The 15,183-nt window shown below is 66.3% G+C and carries 13 protein-coding genes; 4 read left to right on the forward strand and 9 right to left on the reverse strand.

Features of this window, described 5'->3' with window-relative positions; genetic code table 11:
- Positions 1 to 121: 121 nt before the first annotated feature.
- Positions 122 to 616, forward strand: a complete 495-nt coding sequence (locus LJY18_RS21810; protein WP_238044441.1) for a BCAM0308 family protein — start codon at positions 122 to 124, stop codon at positions 614 to 616.
- Between the two features lie 239 nt (positions 617 to 855).
- Here LJY18_RS21810 and LJY18_RS21815 read toward each other — a convergent pair whose 3' ends face one another.
- From LJY18_RS21815 to fdhF, 8 genes are all read right to left on the reverse strand, one after another.
- Entirely contained in the window at positions 856 to 1,101 is a 246-nt protein-coding gene (locus LJY18_RS21815; RefSeq protein WP_238044444.1) for an acyl carrier protein, read from the reverse strand.
- Between the two features lie 11 nt (positions 1,102 to 1,112).
- Positions 1,113 to 2,273, reverse strand: a complete 1,161-nt coding sequence (locus LJY18_RS21820) for a dihydrolipoamide acetyltransferase family protein (protein WP_238044446.1) — start codon at positions 2,271 to 2,273, stop codon at positions 1,113 to 1,115.
- A gap of 138 nt (positions 2,274 to 2,411) precedes the next feature.
- Entirely contained in the window at positions 2,412 to 3,386 is a 975-nt protein-coding gene (locus LJY18_RS21825; protein ID WP_238044449.1) for an alpha-ketoacid dehydrogenase subunit beta, read from the reverse strand.
- Entirely contained in the window at positions 3,383 to 4,372 is a 990-nt protein-coding gene (pdhA, locus tag LJY18_RS21830; protein WP_238044451.1) for a pyruvate dehydrogenase (acetyl-transferring) E1 component subunit alpha, read from the reverse strand. The genes LJY18_RS21825 and pdhA overlap by 4 nt, the downstream gene beginning before the upstream one ends.
- 8 nt (positions 4,373 to 4,380) lie before the next feature.
- Positions 4,381 to 6,144 carry an acetate--CoA ligase gene (gene acsA / locus LJY18_RS21835; protein WP_238044453.1) on the reverse strand — a complete coding sequence of 588 codons (1,764 nt, stop codon included), beginning with the start codon at positions 6,142 to 6,144 and terminating at the stop codon, positions 4,381 to 4,383.
- A 23-nt stretch (positions 6,145 to 6,167) separates the two neighbouring features.
- Positions 6,168 to 7,007, reverse strand: a complete 840-nt coding sequence (locus LJY18_RS21840) for an FAD/NAD(P)-binding protein (protein WP_238044455.1) — start codon at positions 7,005 to 7,007, stop codon at positions 6,168 to 6,170.
- Positions 7,004 to 8,023: a 4Fe-4S dicluster domain-containing protein gene (locus LJY18_RS21845; protein ID WP_238044457.1), complete on the reverse strand. Its 1,020-nt coding sequence runs from the start codon at positions 8,021 to 8,023 to the stop codon at positions 7,004 to 7,006. Before LJY18_RS21845 ends, LJY18_RS21840 begins: the two co-directional genes overlap by 4 nt.
- A complete protein-coding gene (gene fdhF, locus LJY18_RS21850) occupies positions 8,010 to 10,103 on the reverse strand; it encodes a formate dehydrogenase subunit alpha (RefSeq protein WP_238044460.1) in 2,094 nt (697 codons plus the stop codon). The genes LJY18_RS21845 and fdhF overlap by 14 nt, the downstream gene beginning before the upstream one ends.
- A gap of 194 nt (positions 10,104 to 10,297) precedes the next feature.
- Here fdhF and LJY18_RS21855 point away from each other — a divergent pair, with 194 nt between their 5' ends.
- Positions 10,298 to 10,840: an Hsp20/alpha crystallin family protein gene (locus tag LJY18_RS21855; RefSeq protein WP_238044462.1), complete on the forward strand. Its 543-nt coding sequence runs from the start codon at positions 10,298 to 10,300 to the stop codon at positions 10,838 to 10,840.
- A 142-nt stretch (positions 10,841 to 10,982) separates the two neighbouring features.
- Here LJY18_RS21855 and LJY18_RS21860 read toward each other — a convergent pair whose 3' ends face one another.
- Entirely contained in the window at positions 10,983 to 11,882 is a 900-nt protein-coding gene (locus LJY18_RS21860; protein ID WP_238044464.1) for a universal stress protein, read from the reverse strand.
- Positions 11,883 to 12,097: 215 nt separating this feature from the next.
- Between LJY18_RS21860 and LJY18_RS21865 the strand changes: the two genes are divergently transcribed.
- Both LJY18_RS21865 and LJY18_RS21870 read left to right on the forward strand, forming a co-directional pair.
- Positions 12,098 to 14,137, forward strand: coding sequence for an NAD(+) synthase (locus LJY18_RS21865; protein WP_238044465.1), 2,040 nt, complete (start codon positions 12,098 to 12,100; stop codon positions 14,135 to 14,137).
- Positions 14,134 to 15,156 carry a phosphotransferase gene (locus LJY18_RS21870; RefSeq protein WP_238044467.1) on the forward strand — a complete coding sequence of 341 codons (1,023 nt, stop codon included), beginning with the start codon at positions 14,134 to 14,136 and terminating at the stop codon, positions 15,154 to 15,156. Before LJY18_RS21865 ends, LJY18_RS21870 begins: the two co-directional genes overlap by 4 nt.
- The last annotated feature ends 27 nt before the right edge of the window (positions 15,157 to 15,183 follow it).

Here is a 15,183-nt window from a genome sequence, read left to right on the forward strand (position 1 = left end):
CGCTTTGATGTACATCAAGATGCATCGGCGCAAAGCAGTGCAAACAGATAGCAGGTGCCTGCTTGTTGAAGTTGGCCAGCAACCCACTCAACCCACTGCTTTTTACGTTGCGGAGAATGTCATGGACAAGTACCAGCAGAGCCAGAAAAACAAGCTGTTCAATCCCCAGCGCCACGATCCGACCCTCAGCCCTCGGAGTGCCGGTACTGCCCTCTGCCCCAGGTGCGATGCGCTCTATCAGGCTGGCAGCTGGGCCTGGCAAACCGCCCAAACCCACCTCTCCGGCGACGTGGCAGAGGTTATCTGTCCGGCCTGCCGACGTATTGAGGACAAGGTCCCGGCGGGGACCCTGACCTTGTCAGGGGAGTTCTTGAAGGCCCATCACGACGAAATCCTCAACCTGATCCACAACACCGAGACGCTGGAGAAGGCCGAGCACGCCATGGAGCGCCTGCTCGAGGTGACGACCCAGGATGACGTCGTGCAGGTCACCACAACCGGTATCCATCTGGCCAACCGCATCGGCCACGCCCTCGATTCCGCCTACAAGGGCCAGACCCAATACCACTACGACGATGACCAGACTCACGTCAGCATCCACTGGCAACGTGACTGAACCCGCTGTCGGGCGCATCGGTGTGGCGGCCTGTATGCCTACAGGCTGATTTGCGCGTTCAGCGCACGCAGGTGGCGCTGCGGTTCGATCAGGGCCTCCACCCGGCCGCCGCCGAAGCGCCCGGTCGAGTGGGCTGCGAATACACGCAGCCCGGCGATTGGCGCTCGCCATGCAGGCCGGATCAGCTGATGAAGCGATCAAGTACCCCTGTGGTCGCGGTGACCAAGGCGCTGCGCCTGCTAGGTCAGACGCGGCTCCAGGTAGGCAATCAGGGCATCGAGGCTGTCCAGCTTGTGGTAGTCGGCCTCGGGAATGTTGACACCCAGGCGCCGGTGCAAGGCGCCGAGAAAGCGCAACCAATCCATCGAGTCGAGATCGACCTCGTTGCGCAGCGAGCGGTCGCTGCGCAACGCCTCAGGTTCGAGTTCCGGCGCAATGTGCTGTAACTCTTGCAGGACCTGCTGGCGCAATTGTTGTCGATCCATTGCCATGCTCCTCAGAGGCTCTTCGGTTGCTGCAGCAGACGCCGCACTTCGCCGAGAAAGCGCGCGCCATAGTGACCGTCGCTGACCCGGTGATCGGCGGCCAGACTGGCGACCACGCAGGGCATCACGCAGAGCTGGCCGTCCTCGACCCAGGGCCGTTCGGCGATGCGACCGAAGCCGACCAGGGCCACCTGGGGCGGATAGATCACCCCGAATACGCTGTCCACGCCCTGATCGCCGAGTTGGGTGACGGTAAGGCTGGCATCGCTCAGTTCGGAGCTGCGCAGCGAGCCGCTGCGGGCGCGCTGCACCAGATCGGTGAGTTCGCCCATCAGTTGCTCAAGAGGCTTGCTGGCGACCGCGTGCAGCGCCGGCGCGATCAGGCCGCCCTGGCGCAGGGCGATGGCCATGCCGAGGTGAATGTCGGCTGCCGGCTGGAAGGCACCCTCGCGCCAGAAACCATTCAGCTGCGGGTACTCGCGCAGCGCCAGAGCCACCGCCTTGAGCAGCAGCACGCCCGGCAGCAGGCGCTCCTCCGGCGTGCTCCGGGCATTGCGCGTCTGCAGCCAGGCCATGGCCGCGCCCAAGGCGATGGTTTCGCTGAGGTAGTAATGCGGGATCTCGCGTTTGGACCGGCTCATGGCCGCGGCGATGGTCTGGCGCATGGCAGCCGTGCGCTCGCTCTGGCCGCGTTCGGTTGGCGCCGGCGCCCGGCTGGCGGCTTCGACGTCTTCCAGGGTGATCACCCCATGCGGCCCGCTGCCGGTCAGCGCCGTCGGGTCCAGGCCCAGTTCGCCGGCACGCTTGCGCGCTGCCGGGGACACCCGTGGCCGGCTGGCTGGCGCCACGACTTCGGCCGGCCTGCCGAGGGCGGGCGCAACGGGCTCGACAGTCGGCTTGCGCGGCAGCTGGCGGCGCGCGGTTTCAGCGCTTTCACCGGACTCCAGCAAACTGGCGATCGGCGTGCCCACCGGCACCTTGGCACCGGGCTCGATCAGCAGCTCGAAGACTTCGCCTTCTTGCCAGCACTCCACGTCGACGGCCGCCTTGGCGGTATCGACCACGGCAATCACCTGGCCGCGCTTGACCGCATCGCCTGGCTTGATCCGCCACTCCAGCAGCGTGCCCTCGTCCATATCGGCGCCGAGGGATGGCAGTTTGAACTCGATCATGCGTCGCTCCTGTCGAATCGATTCGGGGCGGGCGCGACGCCTGGCACCATGCCCACAAAGCTATCGCGGGCATGGAACTAGGCGTCCCCCCCGCTCCTACATCCAACGCCCCCGCGCCGACAATCCTTTGCCGGCGGGTTAGCCGCACAGCTCATGGGCTGCCGCGACTATTGCCGGCACCTGCGGCAGTGCGGCTTGTTCCAGGTGTTTGGCGTAGGGAATAGGCACCTCGGCGCTGCACACCCGCGCCGGCGCCGCATCCAGTTCGTAGAACGCCTGCTCGACGATCCGCGCGATGATCTCGGCGGCCAGGCTGCCAGTGCGCCAGCCTTCGTCGACCACCAGCACGCGGCGGGTCTTGCGCAGCGAGGCGAGAATGGTCGCGTCGTCCAGCGGGCGCAGCACACGCAGGTCGATGACCTCGGCGGCGATGCCCTCCCCGGCCAGTTGCTCGGCGGCCGCCAGGGCCTTGCCGAGGGTGCCGCCGTAGGCGATCAGGCTCAGGTCGCCGCCCTCGCGGCGCACCCGGGCCGAGCAGATGTCCACCGGCTCGTGCTGATTCAGCTCGCCCTCCAGGTTGTACAGCTGGGCATGCTCGAAGATCAGCACCGGATCGGGGTCCTGCAACGCCGGCCAGAGCATGCCGCGGGCGTCCTCCAGGGTCGCCGGGGCGAGAATTTTCAGGCCGGGAATATGCGTGTACCAGCCCTCCAGGCTGTGCGAGTGCTGGGCCGCCAACTGGCGTCCGGCGCCGGTGGCCATGCGCAGCACCAGCGGTACCGAGAACTGGCCGCCGGACATATGGCGCAGGGTCGCGGCGGTGTTGATGATCGGGTCGAGGGCGAGCAGGCTGAAGTTCACCGTCATCACCTCGACGATCGGCCGCATGCCGCCCAGTGCCGCGCCGATGCCGGCGCCGACGAAGCCCAGCTCGGACAAGGGCGTGTCGCGGATACGCGCCTCGCCGAACTCTGCCAGCAAGCCTTTGGACACGGCATAGGTGCCGCCATAGCGGCCGACATCTTCGCCCATCAGGAACACCCGCGAATCGCGCTGCAATGCCTCGCGCAAGGCTTCACGCAGGGCCTCGCGGTAGGTCGTGCGCTGGCTCATGGCGCGCCCTCCGCGCCTGCCGGCGGTGGCGTGTAGAGATCGCGGCACAGATCTGCCACCGGTTCCAGACTGCCGGCCTCGGCGAAGGCCACCGCGGCCTCCACCTCCTGCTCCACCTCGGCCTCCAGAGCCGCCAGGACCGCCTCGTCGAGCAGGCCCTCGGCCTTGAGCCGGGTCTTGTAGGCGAGGACCGGGCAGCGCTTCTTCCACTGCTCGACTTCGGCCTTGTCGCGGTACAGCTCGGGGTCGAACATCGAGTGGGCGCGGAAGCGGTAGGTCTGGTATTCGAGGAAATACGGCCCCTGCCCCGCGCGCACCTGCTCGACCGCCTCGCGGGTGGCCTGGTGCACGGCGACCACGTCCATGCCGTCCACCGCCTGGGTGGCGACCTTGTAGGCGGCGGCCTTGGCGCACAGGTCGGTCTGCGACTGCGATCTGGCCAGGGCGGTGCCCATGGCGTAGAGGTTGTTCTCGCAGCAGAACAGCACCGGCAGTTGCCAGAGCACGGCCAGGTTGAGCGACTCGTGGAAGGCGCCTTCGGCCATCGCGCCTTCGCCGAAGAAGCAGGCGGCGAGCCGCTTACCGCCCTGCATGCGTTCGGCCAGGGCCAGACCGACTGCCAGCGGCAGGCCGCCGGCGACGATGGCGTTGCCGCCGAAGAAGCGCGTCCTGGCGTCGAACAGGTGCATGGAGCCACCGCGTCCGCGCGAACAACCCTCCTGCTTGCCGTACATCTCGGCCATGATCCGCGTCATCGGTACGCCCTGGATCAGCGCATGGCCATGCTCGCGGTAGGTGGCGAGCACCGCATCGTCGGGTGCCAAAGCATGCAGGGCGCCGACCACCACTGCTTCCTCGCCGATATACAGGTGCAGAAAGCCCCGGATCTTGCCTTCCCCATACAGTTCGGCGGCGCGTTCTTCCAGGCGGCGGATGCGCAGCATGTCGCGCAGCAGGCCCAGGGCGAACTCGTGCGGATATGGCATGGGCGCGCTCATTGCGGGTTCTCCAGGGTCGAGGTGTCGCCCTCGGGCAGGCCCAGTTCACGGGCCTTGAGCAGGCGGCGCATGAGCTTGCCGCTGCGGGTATGCGGCAGGTTCGGCAGGAATGCCAGCGCCTTGGGCGCCACTGCGGCGCCTAGACGCTTGCGGGCATGGCCGAGCAGGTCGTCGTGCAGCACCTGGCTGGCGACGAAGCCGCTCTTCAGCGCAACGAAGGCTTTGACCCGCTCGCCGAGCAACGCATCGGGGATGCCGATCACCGCCGCTTCGGCCACGGCCGGATGCTCCAGCAGTGCGCTTTCCACCTCGAACGGGCCGATCAGGTGCCCCGCCGACTTGATCACATCGTCGTCGCGACCGACGAACCAGTAGTAGCCGTCGGCATCGCGGCGGGCCAGGTCGCCGCTCAGGTACCAGTCGCCGACGAAGCAGCGGCGGTAGCGCTCCTCCTGGCCCAGGTAGGTGCGAAACAGCGCCGGCCAGGGTCGCTTCAACGCCAGTTCGCCGACCTGCTCGTCGGCCAGCACTCGCAAGCTGCCGTCCTCATCCCGGTTGACGATTGCCGCCTCCACGCCTGGCAGCGGCTTGCCCATGGAACCGGGCTTGATCGGCATGGCCAGGGTGTTGGCGATCATGATGCCGCCGGTCTCGGTCTGCCACCAGTTGTCGTGAATCGGCCGACCGAGCACCTCCTTGCCCCACCACACGGCCTCCGGGTTAAGTGGCTCGCCGACACTGGCGATGAAGCGCAGCTGGGCGAAATTATGCCGCTGGGCCAGCTCCGGACCGGCTTTCATCAACATGCGAATGGCCGTGGGCGCGGTGTACCAGACGCTGACCTTCTCCTTTTCGAGGATGCTGTACCAACGCTCGGCATCGAATTCGCCGCTGTCGACCACGCTGGTCACGCCCAGCAACAACGGCGCGATAATGCCGTAGGAGGTCCCCGTGACCCAGCCGGGATCGGCGCTGCACCAGTAGATGTCATTGGGGTGCAGGTCGAGGGCGTACTTGCCACTGACGTAATGGGTCAGCACCGCGCCGTGCACGTGCAAGGCGCCCTTGGGCGTGCCGGTGGTACCGCTGGTGAAGTGCAGCAAAGCCGGGCTGTCGGCCGTGGTCGGGGCAATGCTGAAGTCTTCCGCGGCCGTGGCCAACAGCTTGTGCAGGCTCAGGGTGCCCTCCGGCGGGGTGCTGCTGGCGCCGTTTTCGTCGTACAAGAGCACATGCTCGAGCGCCGGCAGGCGCTCGCGGATGGCGGCAATCTTGCGTCGATAGAGGGTCTCGCTGGTCAGCAATATGCTGCCCTCGCCCAGGCGTAGCCGGGTTTCCAGCGGTTCGGGGCCGAAGGCGCAGAACAGCGGCGACACCACGCAGCCGTTCTTCAAACCGCCGAGCACCCCCAGGTAGAGCTCCAGGCCGCGCTCGCAGAGCACGAACAAGCGCGCCCCGGCACCGACACCCAGTCCCTGCAGGACATTGGCGAAGCGGTTGCTCAGGCTGCTCAACTGCGCGTAGCTGATCGAGCAATGGCCGCCATTGCGATCGAGGATGCGCAGCGCGACATGGCGCCTGCGCGGGCCATGGGCATGCCGGTCGACGGCCTCGTAGGCCAGATTCAGGGCGCCACTGGGCTGGCCGCCCAACTCCTCGGCCTGGGCCTGCCAGGAGAAGGCTGCGCGGGCCTCGGGGCTGTCATCCCAGTTGGGTTTGAGCCGTAGCTCCGCTGCGGTTTTTTCGATGATCGCCGGTCGCATAGTCGATTTCCCCGGGTGACGACTCAACAGAGCCGCTGATCCTGCGTGATGAGTGTGCGGTAACCCGCGGCCTGCACTTGCAGGTAACGGTCATAGCGGTAGGTCGGGCCGTCCTTGCAGACGTACTCGGTGCCCAGGTAGCAATGCCCGCACAGGCCATCGGCACAGTGCATGCGCCGCTCCAGCGAGAGCCAGATCTTGTGCGGCGCGATGCCACGCTGCACGCACGCCTCGGCAGTCGCCAGCATCAGCGCCTCGGGGCCACAGCAGAGCACCGCTTCCGGTGCCTCATGGGCGAACAGTTCGTCGAAGTGATCCAGCGGCGAACCCTGGCGTTGGTGGGGCTTGGCCTCGTCGCAGGTTTCCATGAAGCGCAAGCTCTTCCGCCAGCGCTCGCGCTCGCGCCCGAGCACCTGGGCCGCGCTGTTGCGCGCGCCATAGATGACGCTCAGCTGCAGCGGCAGGCGGTGCCGACTGGCTTCGTCGATCACCCCGGCCAACGGCGCCAGGCCGCAGCCACCGGCCACAACCAGCACCCGGTGCGCGCAGAAGAACAACGGCCAGCCCTTGCCGAAGGGGCCGCGATACCCCAGCACCGCGCCTGGCGGTTGCTCGAACAAGGCCTGGGTCAGCGCGCCCATGCGCCGCACCAGGGCGTCGAAGCGGCCCTGTTGGTCCGGCAGCTTGAGGTAGGTGAAGGGCGCTTCGCCGAAACCAGGCACCGTGAGCATGAAGAATTGCCCGGGAATCACCGCCCTATCGGCGGCCGCGGGCTTGTCGATGCGCAAGCTAAAGTGACGCGCCTCTTCACCGTCCGCGTAGTGGTCAAGCAACAGCAGTTTGCGTGGAGTCAGATCGATCATGGCTGGACCACCCGCCGCATTACCCCATGTACCCCTATGCCGCCCGGGCAAACCCGGTCACAGCGGCCGCAACCGACACAGCCGTATGCGTCGAATTGGGCTTTGAAACCATCGCCGAACTTGTGCGACCAGAAACGCTGCACCCGTTGTCCCGGCGTGGCGCTGGGGTTATGTCCACTCGCCTCTTGCTGGAAGCCCTGGTACAGGCAGGAATCCCAGACCCGCTCGCGCTGCATGCTGGCAGGCGCGTTGAGGCGATCCTGCGGGGCGTAGCAGGAACAGGTCGGGCACTCGGTGGTGCAACCGGAGCAGCCCAGGCAGCGCAGCCCCAGCGCCTCCCAGGTATCGGCGTCGATCTGCCCGGCATTCAGGGACACGATGCCTTCGACTATTTCTTGCTGCGGGCCCTGTTCTTCGGCTACGCAGAGCTGGTTGGCGCTGCGCTCGGCTTGCCAGTCAGCGCTGGCCTCCGGCAAGCGCAGGCCGCGCAAGGCGGCGTGACCGGGCTCACTGGCGACCAGCAGCAGCCAGTCGGCCGCTTCGTCCTGGCGGGGCAACAGGATCAGGTCGGCACTCTGCTCGCGTACCGCCGGGCCGCTGCCGACGATGCTGCAGAAACCGCCGGCGCAGCTGTGCAGGCAATCGATGCCCACCAGCAGGGTGGCGTTGCGCCGGGCCTGGTAATGCGGGTCTTCGGCGAAGAAACGATCCTGGTAGGCGACGGCCTGCAGGTCACAGGCATGCAGGCCGAACAACACCTGGGGCACCACGGCTGGCAACGCCGAGTAGAACTGTCCGCCGTCGAAGCGGAACAGCAACTCGCGCTCGGCGAAGAAGAAGCTCTTGGCGGAGAATGGCGGTGGCTCGGCCGAGGGCTCGAATGCGCTGAAATCCTGGGCGCTGACCACTTGCCAGTGGTGCCCGCCCTGGCCATCCCCGCGCACCTCATACAGCCGATGCTGCAGTGCCAGATGCGCACGCAGGCGTTCCGGTTGATCCAGGCTATAGGCTTGCATGATCGACCTCGCGGCTACCGGCCTGGGCACTGGGCGCCTGGTCGGGCGGTAGGGGCTCGACCCTCACCGCGCAGGCTTTCAGCTCGGGCATTTTGCTGATCGGGTCCTGGGCGTCGTTGGTCAGGCGGTTACAGGGGGCTTCATGGAAGTGATAGGGCATGGCCAGGATGCCCACGGGCACGTCGTCGGTCAGTTGCACACGGGTTTCCAGGTAACCGCGGCGCGAACTCACCCGCACCCCCTGGTGATTGTGCAGCCCCAGCTTCGCCCCGTCGGCCGGGTGCATGAACAGCAGCCCGGCCGGCGTCTCGCGTTCGAGCAGCGGCGACTTGCGGGTCATCGAGCCGCCACCGTAGTGAAAGTGCAGCCGGTGGGTGGTCATGGCAAAGGGATACTCGGCGTCCGGGCATTCGTCCGGCGCCACCTGGGTCACCGGCAGCAGGCGCCCGCGCCCCAGCGGGAAGGAGTGCTCGTGGAGAATCGGCGAGCCCTGCGGATGAGCGGCATCACAGGGCCATTGCAGGCCATGATTGGCGTCCAGGGCCGGGTAGCTGATCGCGGAAAAGGACGGCGTCAACGCCGCCATTTCGGCGAACACCGCCTCTGCATCGGCCCAGGCCATGCCCGGATAGCCCATGCGCAGGGCCAGTTCCGCCAGTATTTGCCAATCGCCCCGGGCCAATCCTGGCGCGGCGATGGCCTGGCGAATGCGCTGCACGCGCCGCTCGCAGTTGGTGAAGGTGCCGTCCTTCTCGGCGAACGCGGCGGCTGGCAACAGCACATCGGCACATTTGGCCGTCTCGGTCAGGCTGAGTTCGACCACCACCAGAAAATCCAGGGCGGCGAAGGCGCGGGCCACCTGGTTCTGGTCCGGATCGGTCAGCAGCGGTTCCTCGCCCATGATCATCAGCGCACGCAGCTCACCGGCCAGCGCCGCCTTGAGCATGCCCTGCGAGGTCAGGCCGGGGGCCTGCGCCAGTTCAGTGGCCCAGCCCGCGGCGAACTTGGCCTGCACCGCCGGGTCGGTGACAGCCTGGTAGCCGGGGTAGACATTCGGCAGGCAGCCCATGTCGCAGGCGCCCTGCACGTTGTTCTGCCCGCGCAGCGGATTGATGCCGGTGCCGGGACGGCCGATCTGGCCGCAGACCAAGGCCAGGTTGGAGACCGCGATGACGTTGTTGGTGCCGCTCTGGAACTGGGTGATGCCCATGCCATAGGCGGTGAACGCCGCCTTGGCGTGGCTGTAGAGAAAGGCCAGGCGTTGCAGGTCGGCCACCGCCACGCCGGTGGCGGCGCTGGTCTGCTCCGGCGTCAGCCCGGCCAGGTGCTGGCGCAGCGGCTGGATGTCCTCGCAACGGTTGTCGATGAAGGCTCGGTTCTCCCAGGCATTGGCGAGAATGATCTGCACCAGACCATTGAGTAGCGCGATATTGCTGCCCAGACGCACTTGCAGGTGGATGTCCGCCAGGCGGGCCAGCCGCGTCTTGCGCGGATCGACCACCACCAGGGTGGCGCCACGGGCCTGGGCCCGGAGCATGCGCGCGCCGATCATCGCGTGGTTCTCGGTGACATCGGCGCCGATTACCAGGATCAGGTCGGCCTGGTCGATATCGGCAATGCTGTTGGTCATCGCCCCCGAGCCCAGGGTGCGCGCCAAGCCGGCTACCGAGGGGCTGTGACAGATGCGCGCGCAGTGATCGATGTTGTGGGTCTTGAGCACCGCGCGCGCGAACTTCTGCGCGGCGTAGTTATCCTCGTTGGTGGCGCGGGCGCAACTGATCACGCCGACGCCCGCGGGCCCTTGCTCATCCAGGGCGGCGCGGAATTCCTCGGCGACCCGCCCCAGCGCCTCATCCCAACTGGCAGGACGGAAATGGCCATGTTCCTTGATCATCGGCTGGGTCAAACGCTGGTAGGGGTCAATGGCGAAGCTGGTGGCCCAGCCCTTGGAACAGAGTTGGCCCTGGCTGACCGGGTGTCCGGGTTGTGGTTCGACGCCGATGACGCGGCCCTCTTCGACGCGCAGACCAATGCCGCAACCTACTCCGCAGAACGTGCAAATGCTCGGTATCACGCGCATGCCGATTTCCTCGCCGGACTACTTGCAAGTCAGGCTAGGCCGCTGTTCCTGTTAGCCGTTTGATCAAGATCAACGAATCGCGGTGCAGGCCTGGCGAGCAATGGAATCGCTTTGATCAAGATCAAAGTTGCCGTGCATGGACGCTCGCACAATAAAAATTGTCCATCCCCGGACAATCCCCAGGAGGAATGAAAATGCCCAGTTCCGCAAAGAAAATGCCGGTAAAAACCGAAGAAGCCGCGAGTAAACGCACAGAGCTGGCAACGCCCTGGCATCCGTTGGCCAATCTGCGCGAGCAGATCGATCATCTGTTCGAGGACTTTTCCCGTAGTCCCTTGGCGATGCCCTTCGGCCGCCGCATGTTCGACGTCGAGCCGTTCTTTCGCCGCGAGCTGATGGGCCACGGCATCCCCGCCGTGGATATCGCCGAGAAGGAAAAGAGCTTCGAGATCACCGCCGAATTGCCCGGCATGGACGAGAAGAACATCGAGATCAAGTTGTCCAACGGCAATCTGGTGATCAAGGGCGAGAAGAAGGAAGAAACCGAGGAGAAGAAGAAGGACTACTACCTCTCCGAGCGTCACTACGGCTCCTTCGAACGCATCTTCAACCTGCCCAAGGGCGTCGATGCCGACAAGATCGAGGCCAGCTTCAGCAAGGGCGTGCTGACCATCAGCATGCCGAAGAAGCCCGAGGCCATCAAACCGGAAAAACACATCAACATCAAAGTCAGCTGAGTGCAGTCAATCAGCAAGGCCCCTGGCGGTAACATCCAGGGGTTTTTTTATTGGCCGTAGCGCTTGAACAAGAATATCCAGAAATGCGTTGCCGAGAACCCGTTGCGGGCGACTGCCGTGCACCGCTCACCGATCAGGATGGCTAGGCCTTGACCGCCAGGATGCTGCACGGCACCTGGTAGAGGAGATGCTCGGTGGTACTGCCAATCAGCTTGTCCAGGCCCTGGCGCTGGACGGTGCCCATCACCAGCACATCGGTCTGGTTGAGCCTGGCGAAGTCGGCGATGGCACTGATCGGCGCGCCGATTATGAAATGGCGGCGCTCGCTCGGCACGCCGTATTCGTCGGCCAGCGCGTTGAATCCGGTTTGCAGTTTGCTGCGCATTTCCGCCACCAGGTCGCTGCCCCGCGACACGCTGCCCGCCACCGCGTTGGTCAGATAGGCCAGCGTCGGGTCGTAGGCATGCAACAGGTGCAACTCGGCATCGCACTGCATGGCCAGGCCATTGGCCGTTTCGATGATGCGTTGGTTGAGGCCGCTTTCCTGCGCTTCCGCGCGCGACGGGTCGACTGCCGCGACCACGCGGCGCGGCAAGGCATTGCCCGAGCTGCTGACCAGGTGCACCGGGATCGGTGACTCGCGCAGCAGGTGCCAGTCCAGCGGGGTGATGAATGCCCGCTTGAGCGCCGGCTCGTGTTGCAGATCCTTGATCAGCAGGTCCGCCTGGATTTCCGCCGCATGCTGGAGAATTTCCTCCAGCGCATGGTTGGTCCAGACCGCTTCGGTGGTGACCTTAATGCCGGTGCTGCGCAGCAACTCAGCCTCATCCTTGAGCCATTCGCGGTGTTCCTGCAGGTAGCTCTCGCGGGTTTTCTCCTGGACGCTCTTGTCCAGCAGCGAGAGGGTCGCAAAAGGTTCGACGAAGGAGGCGATATGCAGCGCGGCGTCGCTGGCAGTGGCCAGAGCGGCGGCGCGTTGCAGGCCCGGCGTATGGCGCATGTCCCGGTCAGCGATGAGAAACAGGCGTTGATATTGACTCATGGGACACCTCCGTGGGGATGGTTCTGGGCGTGGCCGCGGGCACGGCTTACCGCAGCCGGCGAATGCCTTACAAGCTGCGCCACGAGGCTGGCGTTGGTGTTGATTTACATCAAGCCGATGCGCCAGCGTGGGGCGCATCCTGCGGGCATACCGGTTACGCCATGGCAGAACAGCCGGGTTGCCGGCTGGCTTCTGCGGACTCGGGGACTTGACCGATGCCTCTCGCTCGAACGCCCTATGCTCACGGCTTTTTCCGGGTTGCTGCCTGCACCCCCGGGGTTGCGCCGGCGGATCCGCGCGCCAACCTCGCCGCCACGCTGGAACTGGCCTGCGCGGCCGACCGGCAACGGGCCGGCCTGGCGGTGTTCCCGGAGCTGGGGTTGTCGGGTTACAGCAACGACGACCTGTTCTTCCAGGATGCCCTGCTCGATGAAGTCGAACAGGCACTCCATGAACTGTGCCGCGCCAGTTTCGAGCTGCTGCCGATCCTGCTGGTCGGCGCGCCGCTGCGGGTGCAGGGCGCCCTGTTCAACTGCGCGTTGGCGATTCACCGCGGGCGGATTCTCTGCGCGGTACCCAAGACCTACCGGCCGAACTACCGCGAGTTCTACGAAAAGCGTTACTTCGCTTCGGCCTGCGATGCCATCCTGCCGACCATCCAGATCGCCGGCCAGACGCTGCCGTTCGGCAGCGACCTGCTCCTCGAGGTGCCACAGGTGCCGGGGTTGGTGCTGCACATGGAGATCTGCGAGGACCTCTGGGTGCCCCTGCCGCCGAGCAGCTACGCAGCGCTGGCCGGCGCCACGCTGCTGGCCAACCTGTCGGCCAGCAACGCCGCCATCGGCAAGGCCGAGTACCGCCGGCTGCTCGGTGCCGCCCAGTCTGGCCGCTGCATCGCCGCCTACGTCTACAGCGCCGCCGGCTTCGGCGAGTCGACTACCGACCTGGCGTGGGACGGCCACGCGATGATTCATGAGAACGGCGAACTGCTGGCCGAAAATCAGCGCTTCTCCGCTGCCCCGGGGCTGATCGTCGCCGATATCGATCTCGATCGACTGCGCCAGGATCGGGCGCGCACCACCAGTTTCACCGATTGCGCCAGCCAGCACCGCACGCAACATGCCAGCTGGCGGCGAGTCGAGGTGGACTTCCTGGTGCCGCACGAACCCTTGGCGCTGCAACGCCGCATCGCGCGCTTTCCCTTCGTACCGAGCGCGCCGGCCAACCTCGATGCGTGCTGCACCGAGGTCTACGCGATCCAGCAACAGGGCCTGGCCAAGCGCCTCCAGGCCAGCGGCATCCAGCGCGCGGTGATCGGCATTTCCGGTGGCGTCGACTCGGCCCAGGCCGCGCTGGTCACCGCCGGCGCCTTCGACCTGCTCGGCCTGCCGCGCCAGCACATCCTCGGCTACAGCCTGCCCGGCCTGGCCACCGGCGAACACACGCGGCAAAGTGCCATGGCGCTGATGCAAGCGCTGGGGTTCAGCGCCGCGGAAATCGACATCCGCCCCTCCTGCCTGCAGATGCTGCGCGATATCGGCCATCCCTATGCGCGCGGCGAGGCGCTCTACGACGTCACCTTCGAGAACGTCCAGGCCGGCGAGCGCAGCTCGCACCTGTTCCGCCTGGCCAACCAGCACCAGGGCCTGGTGATCGGCACCAGCGATCTGTCGGAGCTGGCCCTCGGCTACACCACCTATGGCGTGGGCGACCAGATGGCCCATTACGCGGTGAACGCTTCGCTGCCGAAAACCCTGATCCGCCACCTGCTGCACTGGCAACTGCCGCGTCAGCCGGATGCCGTCGGCGAGGTGCTGCGGGTGATCCTGGCCACGCCGGCCTCTCCGGAGCTGGTGCCGGCCGATGCGCAGCACGGGCTGCACCGCGCCGAGGACACGGTGGGGCCGTACCCGCTGCAGGACTTCTTCCTCTATTACCTGAGCCGCTTCGGTTACCGACCGAGCAAGGTCGCCTACCTCGCCGAGCAGGCCTGGGCCGATGTGCAGTGCGGCGACTGGCCGAGCAGCCTGCCCGTCGCCGAGCGCGTCGCCTATCCGGCGGCGGAGATCCTCAACTGGCTGGAGGTGTTCCTCAACCGCTTCTTCGCCAGCAGCCAGTTCAAGCGCTCGGCCCTGCCCAACGGGCCCAAGGTCGGTTCCGGCGGCTCGCTGTCGCCCCGCGCCGACTGGCGTGCGCCCAGCGACGCCAATGCGCGGGTCTGGCTGGACGAACTGGCGGCGGTGCGGCGGCCATGAACGCTCAGCAGGAGGTCATTGCCTTTCTCGCCTGCCCGCAGAGCTATGAGGCGCCCGGTAACGTGGTGGAGCTGATCGAGACCCATGGCTCGCTGATCTTCCTGCACGGCCAGCGCGCCTACAAACTCAAGCGCGCTATCGCCTACGCCGCCCTCGACTTTCTCAGCCTGGACAGCCGTGAACGTGCCTGCCAGGCCGAGTTGCACCTCAACCGCCGCACCGCTCCGGACCTCTACCTGGAAGTGCGTTCGATCAACCGCGCCGCCGACGGCAGCCTGAGCTTCAATGGTGGTGGCCAGGTTCTCGACTGGGTGGTGGTCATGCGGCGCTTTGCCCAGGACGCGCTGTTCGAGCGCATGGCGCTGGACGGGCGCCTGACCCTGGAGTTGATGGACCGCCTGGGAGCGGAGATCGCCCGCTTCCATGCCAGCGCCGAACTGACCCCAGCCTTTGGCGGCGAGGCCGGAATCCGCCAGGCCATCGAGGACAATCACCAGCAGTTGAGCCTGTACCAGGCACAGCTCGATACGGTCGCCGTAGATGCCCTGCACCATGCCTCACGGGCCGCCCTCGCCCAACTGGCCGGCTTACTCGAGCAACGCCGTCGCGAAGGCCGGGTGCGGCGCTGCCACGGCGATCTGCGCCTGGCCAACATCTGCCTGTACGAGGGTCGGCCGACACTCTTCGACGGCATCGAATTCAGCGAGCAGATTGCCTGTATCGACGTGCTCTACGACCTCGCCTTCGTGCTCATGGATCTTCGCCTGCATGGCCTTGCCGGGCATGCCGACAGGCTGTTGCACAGCTACCTGGAGCACAGCACCCTGGCCGAGGACTGCCGCCCGCTGCCGCTGTTTCTGTCGCTGCGCGCGGCCACCCGCTGTTTCACCCTGGCCGGCAGCGCCTTGCGCCGCAGCGAGCCGCAGGCGCGGGCGGAAAAAACCGCGCAGGCGCAGGCGCTGCTGAAACAGGCCCAAGTCTATCTGCGCGGCGACGGCCAACCCTTGACGCTACGCTGATAACAACGATGCTCAAGTTAAGCCTCA

This window comes from Pseudomonas sp. MMS21 TM103 (assembly GCF_022132145.1).
Taxonomy (GTDB): Bacteria; Pseudomonadota; Gammaproteobacteria; order Pseudomonadales; family Pseudomonadaceae; genus Aquipseudomonas.

Excerpts from the sequence above, each read along its gene's own strand:
- LJY18_RS21820 (WP_238044446.1), bottom strand. The coding sequence starts at position 2,273 with ATGATCGAGTTCAAACTGCCATCCCTCGGCGCCGATATGGACGAGGGC.
- fdhF (WP_238044460.1), bottom strand. The coding sequence starts at position 10,103 with ATGCGCGTGATACCGAGCATTTGCACGTTCTGCGGAGTAGGTTGCGGC.
- LJY18_RS21815 (WP_238044444.1), bottom strand. The coding sequence starts at position 1,101 with ATGGATCGACAACAATTGCGCCAGCAGGTCCTGCAAGAGTTACAGCAC.
- LJY18_RS21840 (WP_238044455.1), bottom strand. The coding sequence starts at position 7,007 with ATGATCGATCTGACTCCACGCAAACTGCTGTTGCTTGACCACTACGCG.
- LJY18_RS21845 (WP_238044457.1), bottom strand. The coding sequence starts at position 8,023 with ATGCAAGCCTATAGCCTGGATCAACCGGAACGCCTGCGTGCGCATCTG.
- LJY18_RS21855 (WP_238044462.1), top strand. The coding sequence starts at position 10,298 with ATGCCCAGTTCCGCAAAGAAAATGCCGGTAAAAACCGAAGAAGCCGCG.
- acsA (WP_238044453.1), bottom strand. The coding sequence starts at position 6,144 with ATGCGACCGGCGATCATCGAAAAAACCGCAGCGGAGCTACGGCTCAAA.
- LJY18_RS21810 (WP_238044441.1), top strand. The coding sequence starts at position 122 with ATGGACAAGTACCAGCAGAGCCAGAAAAACAAGCTGTTCAATCCCCAG.
- LJY18_RS21860 (WP_238044464.1), bottom strand. The coding sequence starts at position 11,882 with ATGAGTCAATATCAACGCCTGTTTCTCATCGCTGACCGGGACATGCGC.
- LJY18_RS21865 (WP_238044465.1), top strand. The coding sequence starts at position 12,098 with ATGCCTCTCGCTCGAACGCCCTATGCTCACGGCTTTTTCCGGGTTGCT.
- LJY18_RS21870 (WP_238044467.1), top strand. The coding sequence starts at position 14,134 with ATGAACGCTCAGCAGGAGGTCATTGCCTTTCTCGCCTGCCCGCAGAGC.
- LJY18_RS21825 (WP_238044449.1), bottom strand. The coding sequence starts at position 3,386 with ATGAGCCAGCGCACGACCTACCGCGAGGCCCTGCGTGAAGCCTTGCGC.
- pdhA (WP_238044451.1), bottom strand. The coding sequence starts at position 4,372 with ATGCCATATCCGCACGAGTTCGCCCTGGGCCTGCTGCGCGACATGCTG.